12 protein-coding genes are annotated in these 16,672 nt (G+C 65.3%); 3 read left to right on the top strand and 9 right to left on the bottom strand.

Annotated elements, in window-relative coordinates; translation table 11 throughout:
* Positions 1-505 precede the first annotated feature (505 nt).
* The gene (locus tag ACTMTJ_RS44920) at positions 506-1,099 is read right to left on the bottom strand and encodes a hypothetical protein (protein ID WP_441225199.1); all 594 of its coding nucleotides are present in this window, start codon (positions 1,097-1,099) and stop codon (positions 506-508) included.
* Positions 1,100-2,997: 1,898 nt separating this feature from the next.
* Between ACTMTJ_RS44920 and ACTMTJ_RS44915 the strand changes: the two genes are divergently transcribed.
* Both ACTMTJ_RS44915 and ACTMTJ_RS44910 read left to right on the top strand, forming a co-directional pair.
* Positions 2,998-3,537 (top strand): hypothetical protein, encoded by a 540-nt coding sequence (locus ACTMTJ_RS44915; RefSeq protein WP_441225197.1) that lies wholly within the window; start codon positions 2,998-3,000, stop codon positions 3,535-3,537.
* A 209-nt stretch (positions 3,538-3,746) separates the two neighbouring features.
* Positions 3,747-6,404 (top strand): eCIS core domain-containing protein, encoded by a 2,658-nt coding sequence (locus ACTMTJ_RS44910; RefSeq protein ID WP_441225195.1) that lies wholly within the window; start codon positions 3,747-3,749, stop codon positions 6,402-6,404.
* A gap of 578 nt (positions 6,405-6,982) precedes the next feature.
* On the opposite strand, the gene ACTMTJ_RS44905 is transcribed toward ACTMTJ_RS44910, so the two are convergent.
* Positions 6,983-8,059, bottom strand: coding sequence for a hypothetical protein (locus ACTMTJ_RS44905; protein WP_441225194.1), 1,077 nt, complete (start codon positions 8,057-8,059; stop codon positions 6,983-6,985).
* 296 nt (positions 8,060-8,355) lie between these two features.
* Positions 8,356-9,342 (bottom strand): PIN domain-containing protein, encoded by a 987-nt coding sequence (locus ACTMTJ_RS44900; protein WP_441225193.1) that lies wholly within the window; start codon positions 9,340-9,342, stop codon positions 8,356-8,358.
* A 21-nt stretch (positions 9,343-9,363) separates the two neighbouring features.
* On the opposite strand from ACTMTJ_RS44900, the gene ACTMTJ_RS44895 reads away from it, so the two are divergent.
* The gene (locus tag ACTMTJ_RS44895; RefSeq protein WP_441225191.1) at positions 9,364-11,487 is read left to right on the top strand and encodes a hypothetical protein; all 2,124 of its coding nucleotides are present in this window, start codon (positions 9,364-9,366) and stop codon (positions 11,485-11,487) included.
* An 858-nt stretch (positions 11,488-12,345) separates the two neighbouring features.
* Here ACTMTJ_RS44895 and ACTMTJ_RS44890 read toward each other — a convergent pair.
* The 6 genes from ACTMTJ_RS44890 to ACTMTJ_RS44865 all read right to left on the bottom strand — a co-directional run bounded on the left by ACTMTJ_RS44890 (position 12,346) and on the right by ACTMTJ_RS44865 (position 15,962).
* Positions 12,346-12,558, bottom strand: a complete 213-nt coding sequence (locus tag ACTMTJ_RS44890; RefSeq protein ID WP_441225190.1) for a hypothetical protein — start codon at positions 12,556-12,558, stop codon at positions 12,346-12,348.
* 20 nt (positions 12,559-12,578) lie between these two features.
* On the bottom strand, positions 12,579-13,571 hold the full coding sequence (locus tag ACTMTJ_RS44885) for a hypothetical protein (protein ID WP_441225188.1): 993 nt from the start codon (positions 13,569-13,571) through the stop codon (positions 12,579-12,581).
* Between the two features lie 17 nt (positions 13,572-13,588).
* Positions 13,589-14,287: a hypothetical protein gene (locus tag ACTMTJ_RS44880; protein WP_441225186.1), complete on the bottom strand. Its 699-nt coding sequence runs from the start codon at positions 14,285-14,287 to the stop codon at positions 13,589-13,591.
* An 8-nt stretch (positions 14,288-14,295) separates the two neighbouring features.
* Complete coding sequence (locus ACTMTJ_RS44875; protein WP_441225184.1) at positions 14,296-14,880, bottom strand: hypothetical protein; 585 nt, start codon at positions 14,878-14,880, stop codon at positions 14,296-14,298.
* Positions 14,881-15,321: 441 nt separating this feature from the next.
* On the bottom strand, positions 15,322-15,720 hold the full coding sequence (locus tag ACTMTJ_RS44870; RefSeq protein WP_441225183.1) for a type II toxin-antitoxin system VapC family toxin: 399 nt from the start codon (positions 15,718-15,720) through the stop codon (positions 15,322-15,324).
* Complete coding sequence (locus ACTMTJ_RS44865; protein WP_441225181.1) at positions 15,705-15,962, bottom strand: type II toxin-antitoxin system Phd/YefM family antitoxin; 258 nt, start codon at positions 15,960-15,962, stop codon at positions 15,705-15,707. The genes ACTMTJ_RS44870 and ACTMTJ_RS44865 overlap by 16 nt, the downstream gene beginning before the upstream one ends.
* Positions 15,963-16,672 lie beyond the last annotated feature (710 nt).

Raw genomic sequence — 16,672 nt, 5'->3', positions numbered from 1 at the left:
GGCGGCGATGGCTCTGGCCAGTGTGGACTTGCCCGAGCCGGAGTTACCGACAACCGAGATACGCATCATGACCGGTCGAGGGTAGCGACGGGTGCGGCCGTGGGGCGACGGTCGTCGCCCAACCAGCAACCGTGGAGGGAGCGACGCAGCGGCATGGGGCTCCAGATGTCCACCCTGGCCGTGTCGACTCCGCGACCCCAACGTCCTGAAATGCCGAGAACAGTGCACGTGATCACGCGTGGTGGCGTTCGCATCAATGGCGTCGAGGCCCTGCGACCGGCCCTTGAGAGGACAGCGCCAGATCGTGGTAACGCGTTGCGTGAGCGCCCGCGTTCGGTGACCATAGCCTCCCCACCGTCGGCGAAGGTTCGAATGAAAGTTGATGACGCAGCGACGTGGTGATTCGCCTGCAAACGCGGCCACGTCGCCCAAACCTACTCATCTAGCCGATGAGCGGATGGTTTCGTATAGACGACAGGCATTGGTGGGCGATAGTGATTTGAGATCACACCCTATCGGTTACAAGATTGTCCTCAAGGGACTTAATTCTCGCGGCTCGGGTATCTTCTGACCAGTCGGTCCAACCGTTTTCATATTTGGTGAATACTGCCAGCAGTGCCGCCGAGTCTCGTTCTAACGTAACTTTGCCTTCCTGCTCTTGGCCCTGCACTGTAAATTTTGCCTGGAATTCCTTAGCAATCCGCTTGCCGAGCGTTTCGTCGACGTCCTTTGTCGCGACGACAATCCCGCCGATCAGCGTGGTCAGCGCGGCGCTGGCTTGAGTCACCAGCTCCTTCAACGGATCGTCATCCCCTCCGGCAGCGGCGAGTTTCACGGTCACCAAAACCGTGGCGCACGCAGCAACCGCCGCAAGGAGGCCGTTGATCCAGGAGTAGGTTTCAAAGATACGCATGGCGAGCAATGGCCTTCGCGTTATCTGGCTGCGAGCAGTCGGCGCGGCACAAAAAGCCAAAGCGGCGGCTACGCCCAAGGTCGTCCACGTAGGCCAATGAACCCCATCGTACCAATACCTCGCCAGTAGAATACCGATCAGCGCGTACAGTGCGGTGGCGAGTGGCACTCTCAAAGGAGCCAGCATCAGTCCACCTCGCGAGTGTGAGGGGGCGTGTGAGTGCAGGAGAGGTACTCCCTGCCACTTGAGACTACGTAAAACGTCTCCCCGAACGGCACTGCTTCGCGGCACTCGCCGATGAAGCCGGACTCGCCCGCTATTACTTCTTCTCGCCGCGCCTCTATAGCTTCGCGCAGACCATCATTCCCACCCATCATGGCACATCCCTCCTCACGAGTTGAGCAACCCGTCGCGCCAAGCATCCCATAGGTCATCGTCGGAAGAGTCGCAAATTCGGCTGTCCCATGTGACTGCATGTCTAGATCATGTCAATCCGTAGCGGGGCACGTTCCGCTTGAGTGATCAACCGGCGTCGTACGCCACCGCACCGCAAGCCGTTCCGTTGTCGCCGCCCGTCGAACCGGCGGGCTGACGGGCTGACGGGCGGGCGGTCATAATTCACGCGACCATCCCCCAACCCGCCACCGGGGCCGACGCGCAAGATTGCGTGTCATAATTCGCGCCCGCGACCAACCCTTCTTCCGCAACAGCATTACCGCTGCTAACGGCAGCCACTTGAGATACGGGAGGTTTCAGGTCATTGCCTTGCGGGTGACCTTCGAATTCGGACACCCTGGTTCGGTTCGCCTTTAGGGCGGATTTCCCTCGTTGACTTTTTGTGGACCGGGTGATAAGACGAAATATCACTGATGGGGCCTACGCGGGAGGAAGGTATGACACCTAAAGTCTTTACTGTCTCCGTGGAGGAGCTACTGAGGCGCCGCGATAGTCTCTTGGCAGAAATAGGCACCTCCGAGATCGACCTACGCCGGAAGCAGGTCGAGAGTGACCTCTCCGGCCCGGAATGGGAGTGTTTAGAGCAACTGGACGAGATCAACTACCTTCTGGGACGGGACCAAGATATCGGCTAGGTACGAGTGCTATGAAAAACGAAAACTTCTCTCTGGAAGAACGATCAATTAACTTTGCCGTCGAGGTGCAGCAAACTCTTGACGGCGTCTTGCCGTCGCAAGCGGTTCTCGTAACTGAGCACCTGCCAGCAAGTGGTCGCTTCCTGGTGCATCCAGACGGCGAAGGTCGACGCCGCTGGATCGATCTTACGATCCGGGGGACAACGCTAGCGTATCTAGACCTCGTGTTCTTTCTTACGCTTGACCATGCAGATCGGTACTTGAAGGCGGTACGGTCTGATATTAAAGTGTGGTCTGCCGACGACAACATTCCGCTTGTTCGCCTGGAGTACCGAAGTGATATGCGTAACGTTCCAGTGGCTCATTGGCACGTGCACGCTCCGAGGGATCGCTTCGACAAAGTGTTTCGAGCTGCGGCCGATGCCGCGCGGGGTTCTACCAAGAATCAACGAGATCTGTCGGCAATGCACCTTCCTGTAGGGGGCGAACGGTTCCGCCCTTGTCTCGAGGATCTCTTGGAGTTCCTAATCCGTGAACTTGGCGTGGACGCCCAAGACGGTTGGGAAGATGTCGTATGTCGGGGCCGAGTCAACTGGCGGCTTCGTCAGCTGCGATCGGCCGTGCGTGACAACCCGGATCAAGCCGCTCAGGTTCTTCGCGAGTCGGATTGGCATGTTTCCCCGCCATCCGTGGGATCTCTGAATGACCACAACACGAACGAAAGATGGTAAAGGACTGGCTGCTAGGACGGCAAAGGTGCCTCCGTGAATCAGCCACGTGCTATTCCCACTTGCGACTTGCCGCACACCATCCTCGGCAGTCCGCTGTCAGTGAGGCGCTGGCCGGTAAGCGCCTGCCGCGTTTGGACTTCCTCAGCGCCTTGGTGCAGACGCTATACATGCTGGGACCCGCGTCGCCGCGCGGTTACCTCTCAGGACCCGCGGCTAGAGCCCCTGGCGGTCGCGGTGGCGGCAGCTGCAGCTGCTACACGCCATGGACCGACGCGCGCAGCCCGTCCCCACCGCTACGGCCGATGGTTTCGGGACCGCAGCCGAATCAACCTTCACGCCTGGCGCCCGGATGCTGCGGTGCTTCGTGGCGATGCCGGGCACCTCCATGGGAGAGTCGGCTGGCTGGACAGACTGTCCCGCGATCCGCCGGCGGCTACTTGAGCCTGCCGCGGAGCTGGTTCGGCGGCGGCTGGGCTGCGACGTCGAACTCGTCATCGAGAAGGAGAAGTCGGCAGCCGGCCCGGTACATCACTCGATGTTCGCCGGGGCGACGGACGCCGACATCTACGTTGCCGACTTGACCGGCGCCAATCCCAACGTCTATCTGGAGCTGGGCGTCCGGTGGGCCGTCAGCGACGGCGTGACGATCCTGATCTGCCAGGACATCGCCGGTGTGCGGTTCAACGCCGCCGCCAACCGCATCATCGAGTACAGCCCGATGCCCTCGAGGACGCCGTACACCACCTGCAGCCAACGCAGCCGCCCGGCGAAGACTCGACCGGATCAGACTGGTCCTCAGTAACGATCGAGTCCTCGGCATCCACGTCGCCAACCCCTCGGGTCGACATCACCACCGCCTGAGCATTCTGTCCAGGGGGCCGGCAGGGCCGTGGGTTCGTCCTGGGACCCGAGCGGCAACTACTGGAGGGCTAGCGACGACGGCGCGGCGCGTCCTGTCGGGTGGGTGCCTCTTTCGCGTACTCCGAGGCGGGATCTGGGCACGATGGGTGGGTGGTAGCCGAGGCAAGTGGACGCGACGGGCTGGTCGGTGAGGAACGGGTCCGTGCCCGCGAGGTCGTTCCGGAGCCGGCCGAACGCGCGGAACGGGCCGTGCCGCAAGCGCTGGACCCGCTGCACGGCGCGGGCAACTCCGCGGTCTCGCGGCTCCTGGCGGGCTCGCGTCCGGAGGCGGAGCCCGGCGACCTCGGCCCGGTCATCGCCCGCCTCGGGATGGCCGGCAACGGCGCGGTCAGACGGCTGGTCGACAGCTCCGCTCGCTCGGCTGACGCGACCCCGGACAGGTTCGAGCGCTCGGTCGCGGCCGCCGGTGCAGGCCGGTCGTTGCCGGACGGGTTCCGGGCCGAGGCCGAGGCCCGGTTCGGCGCCGACTTCTCGGCGGTGCGCGTGCATGACGACGCGGCGGCCGCCGACGCGACCGCGCGGGCGGCGGCGGCGGCGTTCACGATCGGTAGCGACACCTATTTCGCCCCGGGACGGTACGACCCGGGCAGTGCCGGCGGCAGACGGTTGCTGGCGCATGAGCTGACACACGTGGTGCAGCAAAGTTTCGGCCCGGCCCGGCCGAGCGGTGCCGGTTCGACCTGGTTCAGCGATCCGGCGGACCCCGCCGAGCGAGCCGCCGAGGCGGCCGCAGAGCAATTCGCGAACGGCGGGCCGGTGCAGATGCCGGGCGGATCCGGCGGGACGGTCGCCCGCGCGCTAGCCGACGACGTACGCCTCATGTCGATTACCCCGCAGTACACCGCGAACCTGCCCGACGGTGATCTCGCCGAGCAACTGCGGACTCTCGACGGGCACCTCGCGACGCTTGTCCCCGGCACGCCGGAGTACACCGCCGCGCGCGAGAACCAGGACATCCTCCAGAAGGAGCAGGTGAACCGGCTGGTGGGCGGCACCGGTGCGCCGGGCTCCGGGGACGGCGTTGCCGCCCGGCACGCCCGTTTCCAGCAGGCCGTCCTGCTGTCCGCGCAGCACCGGCTCACCCAGAACCAGGCGAGCCTCGACGAGTGGCGGGTGCTCATCGAGACCCAGTTCTCGGCCGCCGGCCTGCAGACCCAGGTCCTCGCCCAGTCCGCCGCCGACCTGCGGGGCACCGCGGAGCGTACAGGCGGGATGCCGGCCTTCAACGCCTGGAGCAACGACCCGAACCCGTTCCGCCGCAATGTCGAGGAGCACCAGGCCCGCGGCGAGTGGCGGGCCTGCACCGGCTGCCACGAGATCGTCCGCGCCGACGAACTGTCCCGCCACCATGCGCATGTCGGGCCGGCCTGGACCTCGCCGGCCGACCGGCTGTCCGGGCTCGCCGGACAGCCACCCGGGCCGACCGACCCCTGGGCGGCAGTCGATGGCAGCGCTAGCGCCCGGGTGCAGGCTGCGATCAACGCCATCCGGCCGGTCGTCGCCCCGCTCGGCGACCAGGGCTACCGAATCATCCCGGACGACGTGTTCAGCCTGGGCAGCGCCATGACCCCGGACCATCTCCGCGCCACCATCCTCGCCCGGATCGCCCAGCGACGAGCCGACTACGGCGAGCTCAGCGCCATGATCGCCGCCGGGCGGATCAACTACCTGCAACTCGGCCCGGTCCTGCACGACCTGCTGCCGAGCGCCGACGCCGAGGTGCGGGAAGCGGTCGCGGACGACGAGCGGTCCGAGCACATCTGGGCCATCGTGAAGATCGGGGCCACCCTCATCCTCACCCTGCTCGCCCTCATCTTTCCCCCGTTCGGGCTGGCGCTCGCCGCGGTTCAGCTCGCCTCCGGTGCTGAGGCCATCGAGCAGGGGTACGCCTTCCACCTCGGCACCGGCGCCAACGACGTGTTCACCCGCGCCCAGCAGGACTCGGCCGGCGGCCTGATGGCGGGCGGCTTCATCGACGTCACCATGGCGCTCGTGGCGATCGCGGGCGCGCTCTCAGCCACCACCGGCCGGAGCGGCCCGCCCGCGGTCACCAACAAACCCACGGTCGAGCCGGACGTCATCTACTCCGCACCGCAGGTGGACCCGCAGACCGGCGTGGTGAGTCAGATGGCGTACCACCGGCCCACCGGACAGTACCTCCGGGCTACCTACAACCCGGCCACCGGCACCGGCGAGATCACCAACCTGTCGACCGGCCAGCAGGTCGCCGCCGTCGCCAACGGCCAGGTCTCCCCGCCGGCCCGTGGCCTGCTCGGCCCCGGGGAGGCGACCGCCGGCACCGGCGGCAGCCCGGCCGGACCGGTCACGCCGACGGCGCCCCGGCAGCAAGGGCAGCTGCCTGCGCCGAAACCAGCCGCTCCCACACCCGAGCCGACCGCCGCTGGCCCGGCCAAGCCGACTCGGCCGTCTCAGCAGGGCCGGCCACCCAAGCGGGAGCTCACCGACGACGAGAAGTGGGAACAGGCCGAGCGTGCCCTTGCCAAGCAGGAGGCGGCCCGGCGCGGCCCCGGGATCGCCGAGCGTTACAAGACCCCGGAGGCGGCGGTCGGTCAGGTCGACGGCAAGGTGGAGGTCACCGGTCAGGTCCGCACAGACAATCCGGAGCTGCGCGCCCAGGGTTTCACCGAGACCTGGTATGTGACCGACCGCAACCGAACCCGCTGGACCGTCCACCACAATCCCCGTACGGGCGACTTCACCGGCGCACACCGATCGAGCATCCAGTGAATGGGCGCGACTTGCTAGACCAGGACGAACGGCCCAGGCATGTGCTCCCCGAGAGTGATTTCGCCCCGGAGACGCTCGACTGCCCGCTGCGCGCGACGACGGAGTGCCTGCGCGAGACGAGCGACAAGGTGCAGTGCCGAGGCAGCAGGCGCAGGCGGAGACAAAGCGGATGGGCGAAGATGAGGGACTCGCCGACCCCACACGGGGACCTGGAAACCGGGAAGAAAACGCCATGAGCTTAACGGCCGAAATAGCGACTGAACTTAACATAGTCATTGGTCTACTTGTTGATGGGGAGTACGAGACGCTTGAGTCAATGACCAAGGAAAGGCCGCCATCGAGGCCGGGTTAGCTTTGTAGGCGCCTTGATCCACACCCGATGCTGGCGACGTTTGAGGACATCGGGGGATCAGCACGGCTGCCACCTGGCTGGACAACTACCCGCGCCTGAAGACCATCATCGCCTCGCTTGGCAGCATGCGGGCTGACGGCATCTTTGGAGAGAACCGCTTCCTCAACGTTTGGTGGACCTCACCGGTCACGAGCGTGGTGTCGTCGAGAGCCGTTGATCGTACCTTTCAGGTCGTGGGTTCGGCCGCTGTTAGGGCAGGGTCCGGGTCGTCGAAGAATATGGACGGGTGAGCCGATTCGTCGCGCCGTCGAGAGTCGGGATCGAGTAGCCGTTTGGCGGCGGCGAGGGCATCCCGCCGGAAGTTGGAAGACTTCGAGTAGGCCCATCTCGGTTCCGCGCGATTCCAGCGGTTCCAGCGCTCGTCCCACGGCACGTCCGCGTACTCGACGAGCGCGAACGCGGCAAGCCGAGCGTGCTTCACCGACAGCGTCCGCAGGTGGTCGATGCCTCGCTCACGCCGAGCGGCGTGGTAGGCGTTGAGCACATCTTCGCTGGACGCCGTTGGTTCGATGGTCAGCGTGATCTTGCCGCCGCCGACTACGGATGTCTTGATGCGCACCGAGGAAATCAGCGGCGTGACACCGGTCAGGACGAACACCGTCGCCTGCGCCGGTTGCCAGCCACACACCTCGGCGAGGCTCTCCGCGCATAGCCGCAGCTGATTGAGTTGCCCGTCAGCCCGGATCGCGAACCGATTGACCCACCGTCCACCGGGAACTGCATAGGCAAGATCCCGTGACGCGAGGTGGAGACCGCGGGCCTCGGCGATCGGCGGATCGAACACCATGTGGCCGCGGCCGCGGTAGTCCAGCCAATCAGTTTCGACGGTAACCGTGATGTCGTTGGTAATCGGCCCTTCGATGGCCTTCTGATCTTCCAACCAGGTCTGAACATCGGACCACGCGAGCAAGCCACCGGGCAGGTTCCGCGCGCGGAACACCTCTACGGCCTCGTGGCGCGAGGCTTCAGCAGCGACGAGCAGCGATCGTGCCCACGCTTGTTCCAAACCCTTCGGCGGTCGACGCGGGTCTGCCACATCACCGAACGCACCGTCTTGACGCGCCGCAGGACGGCGCGCCGCGCGACCTGCTTTGAGGACCGCCCGCGCGGTGTCAACCAACCGGTCAAGGTCGTCCGCAAACTCCGTAACGTAATGCTGCTGGTCGAGATATGCCCAGAGGTCATCGATGTCACGGCGACGTAGCCGGCGTCGGAGCCGCTCACGAAGATCATCTTTTTGCATCAGTTAAGAGCATCGCAGAGTGAAGCACCATTCTCGTAGTCATGACTCGCGAACGTCTCGGACGGGCATCTCGTCTAGCTACCAAGATCCGCGCGTGCCGGCGTATCGCGTCGGAACTGGCTGGGCTTCTGCTCGCGATCGGAGGGATCATCACCGCGGCAGCACTCGTCGTCTCCAAGCTGTCGAGCTGGTAACCCCTCCGGCTCACCGGGCGAATCAGTTGCGCCGCCTCGACGATGCGTGCACCGCGGAAAGCCCCGGTAGGCACTGGAGTCGCCGGACCTCCCGGCAGCGGATCATTGCGTCGCTGTCTGGGCGGGTCCGGCCGTCGACCGACGGCGTGCCCGCATCGACTGACTTTGGGGCGGCGGCGCCTCAATTTCCCTCGCCGGCTTCGTCACTAGCAGCCCGGCCCGACGTGCGTTGAGCCCCATTCCGGTATCCATCGTCACAAGCTGGACTGCCTTACCCGCGAGGGTCTGCACCGCCACGGCCCGATCGATGACCTCTGCATCCGCGTCCGATAGCGGCCGATGCGCCGGATCGTCGTAAAACACCCGCAGGTGAACCGCACCGCGCGGCATCTCCCCACGCGCGGTCATCGCCTCCCAGTCGTTGTCCCTGAGTCGGATCGGCACCGTGCCGTACGGATTGGCTAAAAGCTTGTCGATGACGGCAAGTGTCACCGACGCTCGGTGGCGAGCCTTCTGGTTTCCCGACTCCTTGAGCCTGTCGAACTCCCGGATAACCACCTCGGGAAGCACGAGAAGGACATCCTCGAAGCCGATCCCGAGCTCTTCAGCCCACGGGATGCTCGCGATGACCACCGTTGGGTCGTCGTCCTGGACCCATGCGGGATGGGACATGAACACGCTGCTGTCCACGACCGCCAGTACCTTGCCCGCTGCGGCATTCCACCTTCCGATCTGGTCCCGAAGCGTCTCGAAAGCCGCAGTGAGCAAGGCCTGGCGTTCGGAAATCTCCGCCTCGAGCAGTTGAAGGCCTTGCGGTGTACCCATCAGCGGCGGATCGAGCAGCCGGTAGAAGGCCGGCGTGAACAGGAGCCGCTCCAAGTCGAGACGGGCGATCTGGCCGCGCAGCATCCGGCCGACGTTCAGCGCCCACCGTACGTAGCCAGACTGGTTGCCGTGATTATTGATGATCTCGCTGGCGGCGGATCGGAGCAGTTCGAGGACGCGATCCCGGTCGACGCCAGGGGTCAGGGTGACTAGCATGGCGAAATCCTGACAGGGCCGGCCAGACACCGACATCCGTTGCAGCATGGCGCGCCGTACAAGAGTGTCATGGACCCAGAGGACAGGGAGGCCCACGATCTGGCGTTCGCCTACGAAGACACTCCGCTGTGGCAGGCGCTGCGCGTTCACTTCGACCCGATACGGCTCGACAGCCCTCTCGCTGAAGCGTTGCGTAGCAACCTAGAACGCACTCGTTCCGAGAACACGCCCGACTTCGCGGAGGCCGAGGAGTTCCATGCCAAGCTAGTCGCCGACTGGGAGCTAGCAACGGCAGGCGACCTGAATGCCTTCTGGCGCCTGCTGTGGAACCTCCAGTTCGACCCGCGGACCGGGCGCGGACATGCGCCGAGCGGTGCCGACGACCCCCGGACGTTCCCGGCGGCATCGTTACTGGAGCCGTCGCTCAGCGAGCTTCTGCCGAAAGTTGCCCGGAATTTCCTCACCAAGAGCGAAGACTGCCGCACTGAGTGGCGGGGGACAACGCGATACGACAAACGCGCCTGGGCCGGATACCTTGCACTCGCTCTGCTCGAACGCCTCGGCCTCACCGCCGGAATTTCCGACCGAGTGTGGCGGTCCTGGGTTGGCGCGATCCTGTGGTTCACGCCCAGTTCCGAGGCCGACGGCGGCTATGCCCGCCGGTACCACCTGCTCGCCGAGGCAAGCGAGCACGCCTTCCGCGATCTCGAGGATGCCATCCCTACATATGTGATCGGTGAGCTTGCACGAGGCTCAGCACCGAACCAGCTCGACCTGAGCGACCGCGACTTTGTCTCACGGCACCACACAGCTCTATACCGCATCGTGACAGCCATCAGTGATGCGACAGGACACGGCGCCAGCACCGTGCCCGGCCTAGCTGAAGTCCTCGAGTCGGATCACGAGCGCCTAGCACTACCAACGCTGCGATTGGACGAGGGCTCCGACCAACGGCGCGAGGCCGTTCACACCCTACGCAGCGCTCTCCATGCACTCATGTCCATCCGGCACGCAGCCACGATCGCGACAGCCATGGCCGCAATCGAGAATCAACCCGAAGCTGGACCGGCGGACTATTCACTCGTCTGCGCCGAGTCGCTACTCCGTTCCGGAGCCGTCGACCTATCCACCCTCCTCGACGTCCTACGGACCCGCCTGCTCGGCGTGCAACTCGCCCACCAAGTCGGCGCCAGGGCTGAGGACATCAACAGTCAGCTTGACGAGGAGCAACTGGCACTACTACTGCGCTGGCTGACCACCTTGCCACGCACGGCGGGTGAACAGCAGCGCTCAGATGGCTTCCAAGAGGTCGATAGTGCCCAGGAATGGGAGCGTCAGGCACTGCGCGACCTCACCAACCGGCGAACCCCAGCCGCACTCGAGCAGCTTAACGCACTGCAACGGCGGTTCCCCGAACGCCTGGACTTCGCGGCAGCGGTCGTCACAGTACGCACCGCAGTGCACGCGTCGCTGTGGATGGCACCCGCCCCCGAGGACGTCGCCATCTTGTTGGCCAACCCTGACCGGCGGCTGGTGCGCACAAACCACGAACTCGCCGACCTCTTGGATGACACCCTCGAGCACATCGCGCGCGACCTATCAACACACGGCGAGTTGCTCTGGGACCGCCAACGCCAGCCGGATTCTGCATCACCGCCCCGCGAACGGCGCCGCAGGCGGAGCGAGGAGCCATGGCGGCCCAAGCCTGAAGCCGCACTGTGCGCCTATGTGGCCCACGAACTGAAGATACGCCTAAGCAACCGAGGCGTCGCCATCAATCGCGAAGTGCTCGTCAGGCCGACAGATCCCTATGGCGCTGGTCACCGAACGGACATCCTCATAGAGGCGTTCGCCAACCGCGGGCCGCACCTGAGCAGCACTGACGACTCCATGACTCGGCTGGCCGTCGTGATAGAGGCCAAGGGCCAATGGAATCCAGGACTTGAGAAAGACCTGACTGCGCAACTTGCTCAGCGCTATCTCGATGACGCACAAACCGACACAGGCATCTACCTAGTCGGGTGGTTCCCGACAGACGAATGGACCGACCACGATGATCGACGACTAGCCGCTGCCAGGAAGCGCGATCGCGCCAACACCCACGCCGATCTGCTTAAAAAAGCGGCCCAGCTTGAAGGAAAACGCGTGACAGTCCGAATCCTAGAAGTACAGCGGCCTCGGCAGGGCACCTGATATTTGGTCCGGCCAGGGCTCTGCACGGTGGCGCGAGCCGCTAGATCAGGTGCACTGTCATGCCGCCGATCGCGGGCGGCTCGGCGACATGTCGATGACGTCCGAACGAGTGATCTTGGCATCCGGATCTGCCGCGATCCGCTCGTTACGAGGGGTGACGAAGCTGGGCCGATCGTCAGTGTCGGGAGCGGGTCGCGGTCCGGCGTGGCAGCTCGTTGTTGTAGCGCGGGTGTTGGTCTTGCGTCGCCAGGCCCCCTAATGCCTGGGCTGCGATGCCGTGGCTGTCGCGCTACGGGCCGTGCCCGTCGCGACTGTGTCGCGTTGGCTGGCTGCCGCTACTACGGGGTCTTCTGGGTGCGGGCGGTCCATATCCGGCTGCCGCCGCTGCCCGAGTGTTGTGATACCTCGGTGTCGTGGACGCATCAGCTGCGCAGCGCGCTTCGCACCCTGCTGTGTTGTCTGGCCTTGGGCGGGGACCCGGATCGTGTGTCCGGTGGGACTCCTTTACTCGGCCGATTTATGCTTGCAGCGACCTGGGCAAACGTGCGTGAGCATGCCGCTGACCCACTGGACTACTGGGGGTCAAGGGGTCGTCGGTTCAAATCCGGCCGTCCCGACGCAGATCAGAGGGCATATCCCATTGATGGATATGCCCTCTCGTTGTCTCTGGGTGACTATCTGGGTGACTAAGCATCCGAGTCAGCCCCGAAGATCTCATCCATGGCGACGGCGCCGGTCAGCAGCACCGGTCGGAGCTGGTGGCGGTAGACGCCGACCACCGTTACCAACTGCCGGCTACCTAGCACAGCGAAGGCGCTGGCAACGCTGTACGGAGTCCACGTGGGACCGGCCGCCGTATCAGCGGCGGTGTCTGCGGTGGGCGACCCATCCCCGGCCGGCGAGGACGGCGACCGCCACCAAAGCACCGGCCAACGCGCAGAGGAAACCGGTGCCGATGGCGGAGTCCCAGCTTTCGTAGCCGTCGCTGCCCAGCCAACCCCAGATCACGCCGGCAACTGCGCCGGTGACCAAGCCAAAACCGATCCAGGCGACCTGTTTTGCGACGCTCATGGTGCGGCCAACCCTACCGCTCAGTGCCGCCGGCGCGCCCGCCGGCGGAAGGACCGCGCTCGGCGAGTGGTCGGCAGGATCAGGAATGCGAACGCCACCAGCAAGAGCGCCGCCAAGATTTGGATGCCACTGGGATACCGCCAGCCGGACGCTTTGACCGTCAGCAGCACCGTACTCGTCGGCTCGTTGTATCCACCGCTGGCGGCCAGCAACAACTCGTACTGGCCCGGCTCCTTCGCCGAGGCGACGAAATGGCCTTTGACACCGTGGCCGGTCGCGTTGTAGCGGTGCTCGCTCGACACCAACTCGAGGCGGCCGTCCGTCTTCTGCGCGCGCACGGTCAGTGGACGATCCTCGCGTTCGCGCCGGCTCCGCACGGAGTACGGCACCTTGAATCGCTCGCCGGGAGCGGCAGTAACCGTGGCAGGCGAATGTATGGACAGCTGCTCCGGGGGTATCGTCGTGCGCCCCAGCGCGCTGTCCTGGTGGATGGTGACCTGCTTGACGAGGCGACCTCGATCCTCCAGCGCGAACTTCACCGTGTTGGGCCCGGAGCGCGCCGAGTCGTCCACCACGTAGTTGGTGTACTGCACGACTGCGTGACTGGCCTCCGTCACCGTCACCTTCGGGCCGGTCAGCACCCCGTCGTAAAAGATCCGTACGCCGTCTTTCTGAGCGCGCAGCGTGATCAGCGCTACGGCTTTGCCATTTGCGTACGCGACGAGACGGCCGTTGCCGCGGTCGACGCCGCCCGCCTCGAAGTCGATGCGGGCGCCGACCCGCGTCACGTACCACAGTTTCTGGTGTTGTCCCGACTCAGGAATGCGGACGGTCGTGGAAGCCGTCGGTGCGGCCCGGGTGAGTGGCTTGCTTGTGGCCGCCTGCTCGACGGCCCACCACTGGCTGTTTTCCTCACCCGGCGACCCGGACCCCGCCGGAGCGGGACCCGGGACGAGCACCGCGACGAGCGTGAACAACGCCGCGAGTGCGTGGGCTGAGATCCTTGTTGGCATCATCGGTCCGCTGCCGCCTACATGTTGATGTACGTGGCGCGGCCGCTGTTCTCCCACGTGTGGCTTCCCTCGACGCGGTACGGTTCCTCGTTCAGGAAGTTGGACCAGTCGACCGCGGTCGGATATCCGGCGTTGCTCGCGACCTGGGCGATGTGCCGCTCTGTCTCCTCGCTGCCGTAGTGCCGCTTGCCGATCGGCGGGCACTCGTTGGCGTCGATATGTGTCGTGCCCACCACGAAGAAGCCGAACCCGTTCGCCCACATGTAGTCACGCTCCGGCGGCGCGTAGATGCGGTAGTGCCTGGCCGAGAGGCCGACCGCTGGGCAGGCGATCTCCTTCTTACCGCCGTCGCCGTCCCACACCTCGCTGGTGTCGTAGCTCTGCACCGGCATGTGCATGATCTCGAAGCTGCTGTCCTCGTAGCCGAGGTCGCCCAGGGTGGACTTCACGAAGTCGATGTCGGCGGTGCCCCAAAACAGCAGGCTCGTCGCCCAGTCGACCGCTCCACAGTCCGCGGTTTCTTCGAGGAAATCGTAGTTGAACCAGTAAGAACTGTTGTCTGGCGTGCGGAATCGCTGGCACTGCCCGTTGCGAGCGGTCGCCGCGGCGGCCGGGCTGGCCGGCACACTGACCGCAGCGGAAACCCCCAGAAGCAGCAGCGTCATGAGAATGGCGAGCCGGCCCCGTTGGCTCTGCGCGATGACGGGTGTGTTCATCATTCCCCTCACTTTCCACCGGAGTTTTCGCGCCAACCGCTGCCTTCATTGCTGACCACAACACTGTTACCGGGAATCAGTGAGACGACGCCCGCCGCATCGGCGATGTGCACGGTGATCGATGACACTCCTCGATATGCCGCCTTGAACGTCCCCTCCTTGTAGGTGTCAGCTGCTTCGTCCCAGCGCGCTACCGGCCACTCCCGCATCGGCGTATCCACCGGCCGCTCGAGCCGCAGCTCCCGGACGATGCCAATGCGCTGGTCGGTCTTCTGCCTGGTCCACGGCCCTTCCTTGACGACCTTGTACGCGACACCCTGCAACATCGCGCTCAGCGCGGCGTCGCCAGCCATGTACCGATCCGCCGCGACGGCCAGTTGGGCGTCGAGATTGGAAGTGTCGACGCTTGTGGTCACCTTGTGATTGCGGTAATCCGACGCAGAAGCCGGCGGCAGCCGCACAACGTTCTCATCCTTGAGCGATACCTGTTTCGTCGCCTCGTCCTGCTCGCCGAGTCCAATACTCGACGGCGCTAATGCGACGGCTGCGGCAGCTAAGGCCGCAACCGCAATGGACACACGGACAATCGACACGTCGCCTCCCCCGTTAGATCGGACAAAGATACAATGATCGATTTGAATACCGTCCGACATGACTGTAAGGAGGTAATAGAGGGCGGTCAAGGTGCGTCGAGGGCACGGAATGTGTTTGTCCGCTGCGTTCATAAGCGCCGGTTCTGCGCCGATTTAGCCGCGATTCGCCCGTCGGCCGCGCGTGGCGCAATCCAGGACCGGTACTGCCAGGGTTTGAGGGCGTCGCGGCGTAGCCAGCGGCGCACGGTGGAGCCGCTGATCGACTCGACCACACCGGCGGTGACCGCCTAGTCAGCCAACTCGACGCTGGACCACCGCGACAGCGGAACCCCGCTGGTCGCCGGCAGTTCACAGGCCAACGCCTTGACCTGTGTCTGCCCGGCGGGCAAGGGGCCTAGCCGAAGAACTGCCGATCGAGGCTGCGGTCGTTCGGTCCGATACTCAGGCTGGCAGCGCAACAACTCCGGGTAGGTCGCCGAATCGGGCCGCTGCGTCTCGGCTAACGATGACGCGGTCGGTTTCCGTGGCGTGTGCCGCGATGATCAGGTCGTGGGCGCCGCGCGGCCTCCCCGAGCGCCGGACGTGGGCGATGAGTCGGGCGTGGTGTGCCGCTGTGGTTTCGGTGTAGTCGAGGACGTCGATTGCAGAAGTGATCGCGACAAGCGCTCGCGCACGGTTGGCCGCGCGTTCTGCCGTGTCGGCGAGTTCGATGCCGACTCGGTACTCCGCAATTGTGATCGCCGCCACGGCCAGCTCGTCGCTGTCGAGTGCTCCTCTATCGATGGTGCCGCGTTCATAGGCGATGAGGATGTTGGTATCGAGGATCAGGTGCCGGCCCACGGATCCGTCCTGTCGGAGGTCAGCAGCGCCGTGGCTTCGGCGATGTCCGTTTCAAACCGCTCGTCCGGCGGCGTGGTCTCGGCGAGCGCCTCACGAAGATCCTTTCCCGTCCGGCGGCGGGCAGGCCGGATCTCGGCGATGGGCCGGTTTCCGCGTGTGACCGTGACGGTCTCCCCCCGCTCGATCGCGTCAAGGAGATCAGAGAAGCGGCGGGATGCTTCAGTAGCTGTCATGGTCCGCATTCCACCACTATATCTGATTATCAGATTATCGGCCACGGTGCTGCGGTAGATCGTGGGCCGCTTATCGCCCGCCGCCGCGGCGCCGTAGTCCGCCGAAAGGGAGTGGCACCGGGTCACCAGTGACGGTCGCGGCCTGGTTCGCATGGTGATGCCTCCGGCCCACCGGGCCGGTGCTGACACTGGGCAAACAGTGGGTGGCCGTGCCGAGCGGCTTGGCCAGCGAGCGGGGCCACCCGTACATAGAGGATCGGTCTGCTGGCCGTCATCTTGGTCGACGAGACCGGCGCCGCGAGTCGGCTTCTCCTGGATCTCGGCCTCGACCCGGAGCAGATGAGGTTCGTTGCGACTCGTCGACGCGAGGCCGAGGGGGGACTGCACGCCGAGGCTGTTGAAGACCCCTGAACAGGCCGATAGCGCATCGTGAGGGGCCTGGCCAGAAAGGTAGTGCGATGCGATCGGTTGTGCGAGCCAGCCGCGAGCCCTGAGGGGCGTAAGGTTCTCTGCATCCAACGTGATCGCATGCAGATGGGCCGTCGAGGGCAGCTTGGTGTCGGGGAACGGGCCGCCGACTTCGTCCTCAGCGGCCCGGCGGGCGTGCCTGCCCGGTTCTACGCCCACGCGGGTGGCCGCCCGCCCAGTCGCCGGCCTCCAGGCCGTCGAGTCCGGCTTTCACAATGGCAGCTGGATCGCTCTTCGGGACGTCGAAAGCG

Source organism: Phytohabitans sp. LJ34 (assembly GCF_052068095.1).
Classification (GTDB): domain Bacteria; phylum Actinomycetota; class Actinomycetes; order Mycobacteriales; family Micromonosporaceae; genus Phytohabitans.
Note: the sequence above shows the minus strand (reverse complement) of the source record. Positions and strands in the feature narration are given on the sequence as shown.

Bases quoted from the DNA above. Each gene is read 5' to 3' on its own strand.
- ACTMTJ_RS44915 (WP_441225197.1), top strand. From the start codon at position 2,998: ATGGACCGACGCGCGCAGCCCGTCCCCACCGCTACGGCCGATGGTTTC.
- ACTMTJ_RS44920 (WP_441225199.1), bottom strand. From the start codon at position 1,099: ATGCTGGCTCCTTTGAGAGTGCCACTCGCCACCGCACTGTACGCGCTG.
- ACTMTJ_RS44895 (WP_441225191.1), top strand. From the start codon at position 9,364: ATGGACCCAGAGGACAGGGAGGCCCACGATCTGGCGTTCGCCTACGAA.
- ACTMTJ_RS44880 (WP_441225186.1), bottom strand. From the start codon at position 14,287: ATGAACACACCCGTCATCGCGCAGAGCCAACGGGGCCGGCTCGCCATT.
- ACTMTJ_RS44890 (WP_441225190.1), bottom strand. From the start codon at position 12,558: ATGAGCGTCGCAAAACAGGTCGCCTGGATCGGTTTTGGCTTGGTCACC.
- ACTMTJ_RS44885 (WP_441225188.1), bottom strand. From the start codon at position 13,571: ATGCCAACAAGGATCTCAGCCCACGCACTCGCGGCGTTGTTCACGCTC.
- ACTMTJ_RS44905 (WP_441225194.1), bottom strand. From the start codon at position 8,059: ATGCAAAAAGATGATCTTCGTGAGCGGCTCCGACGCCGGCTACGTCGC.
- ACTMTJ_RS44865 (WP_441225181.1), bottom strand. From the start codon at position 15,962: ATGCGGACCATGACAGCTACTGAAGCATCCCGCCGCTTCTCTGATCTC.
- ACTMTJ_RS44900 (WP_441225193.1), bottom strand. From the start codon at position 9,342: ATGCTGCAACGGATGTCGGTGTCTGGCCGGCCCTGTCAGGATTTCGCC.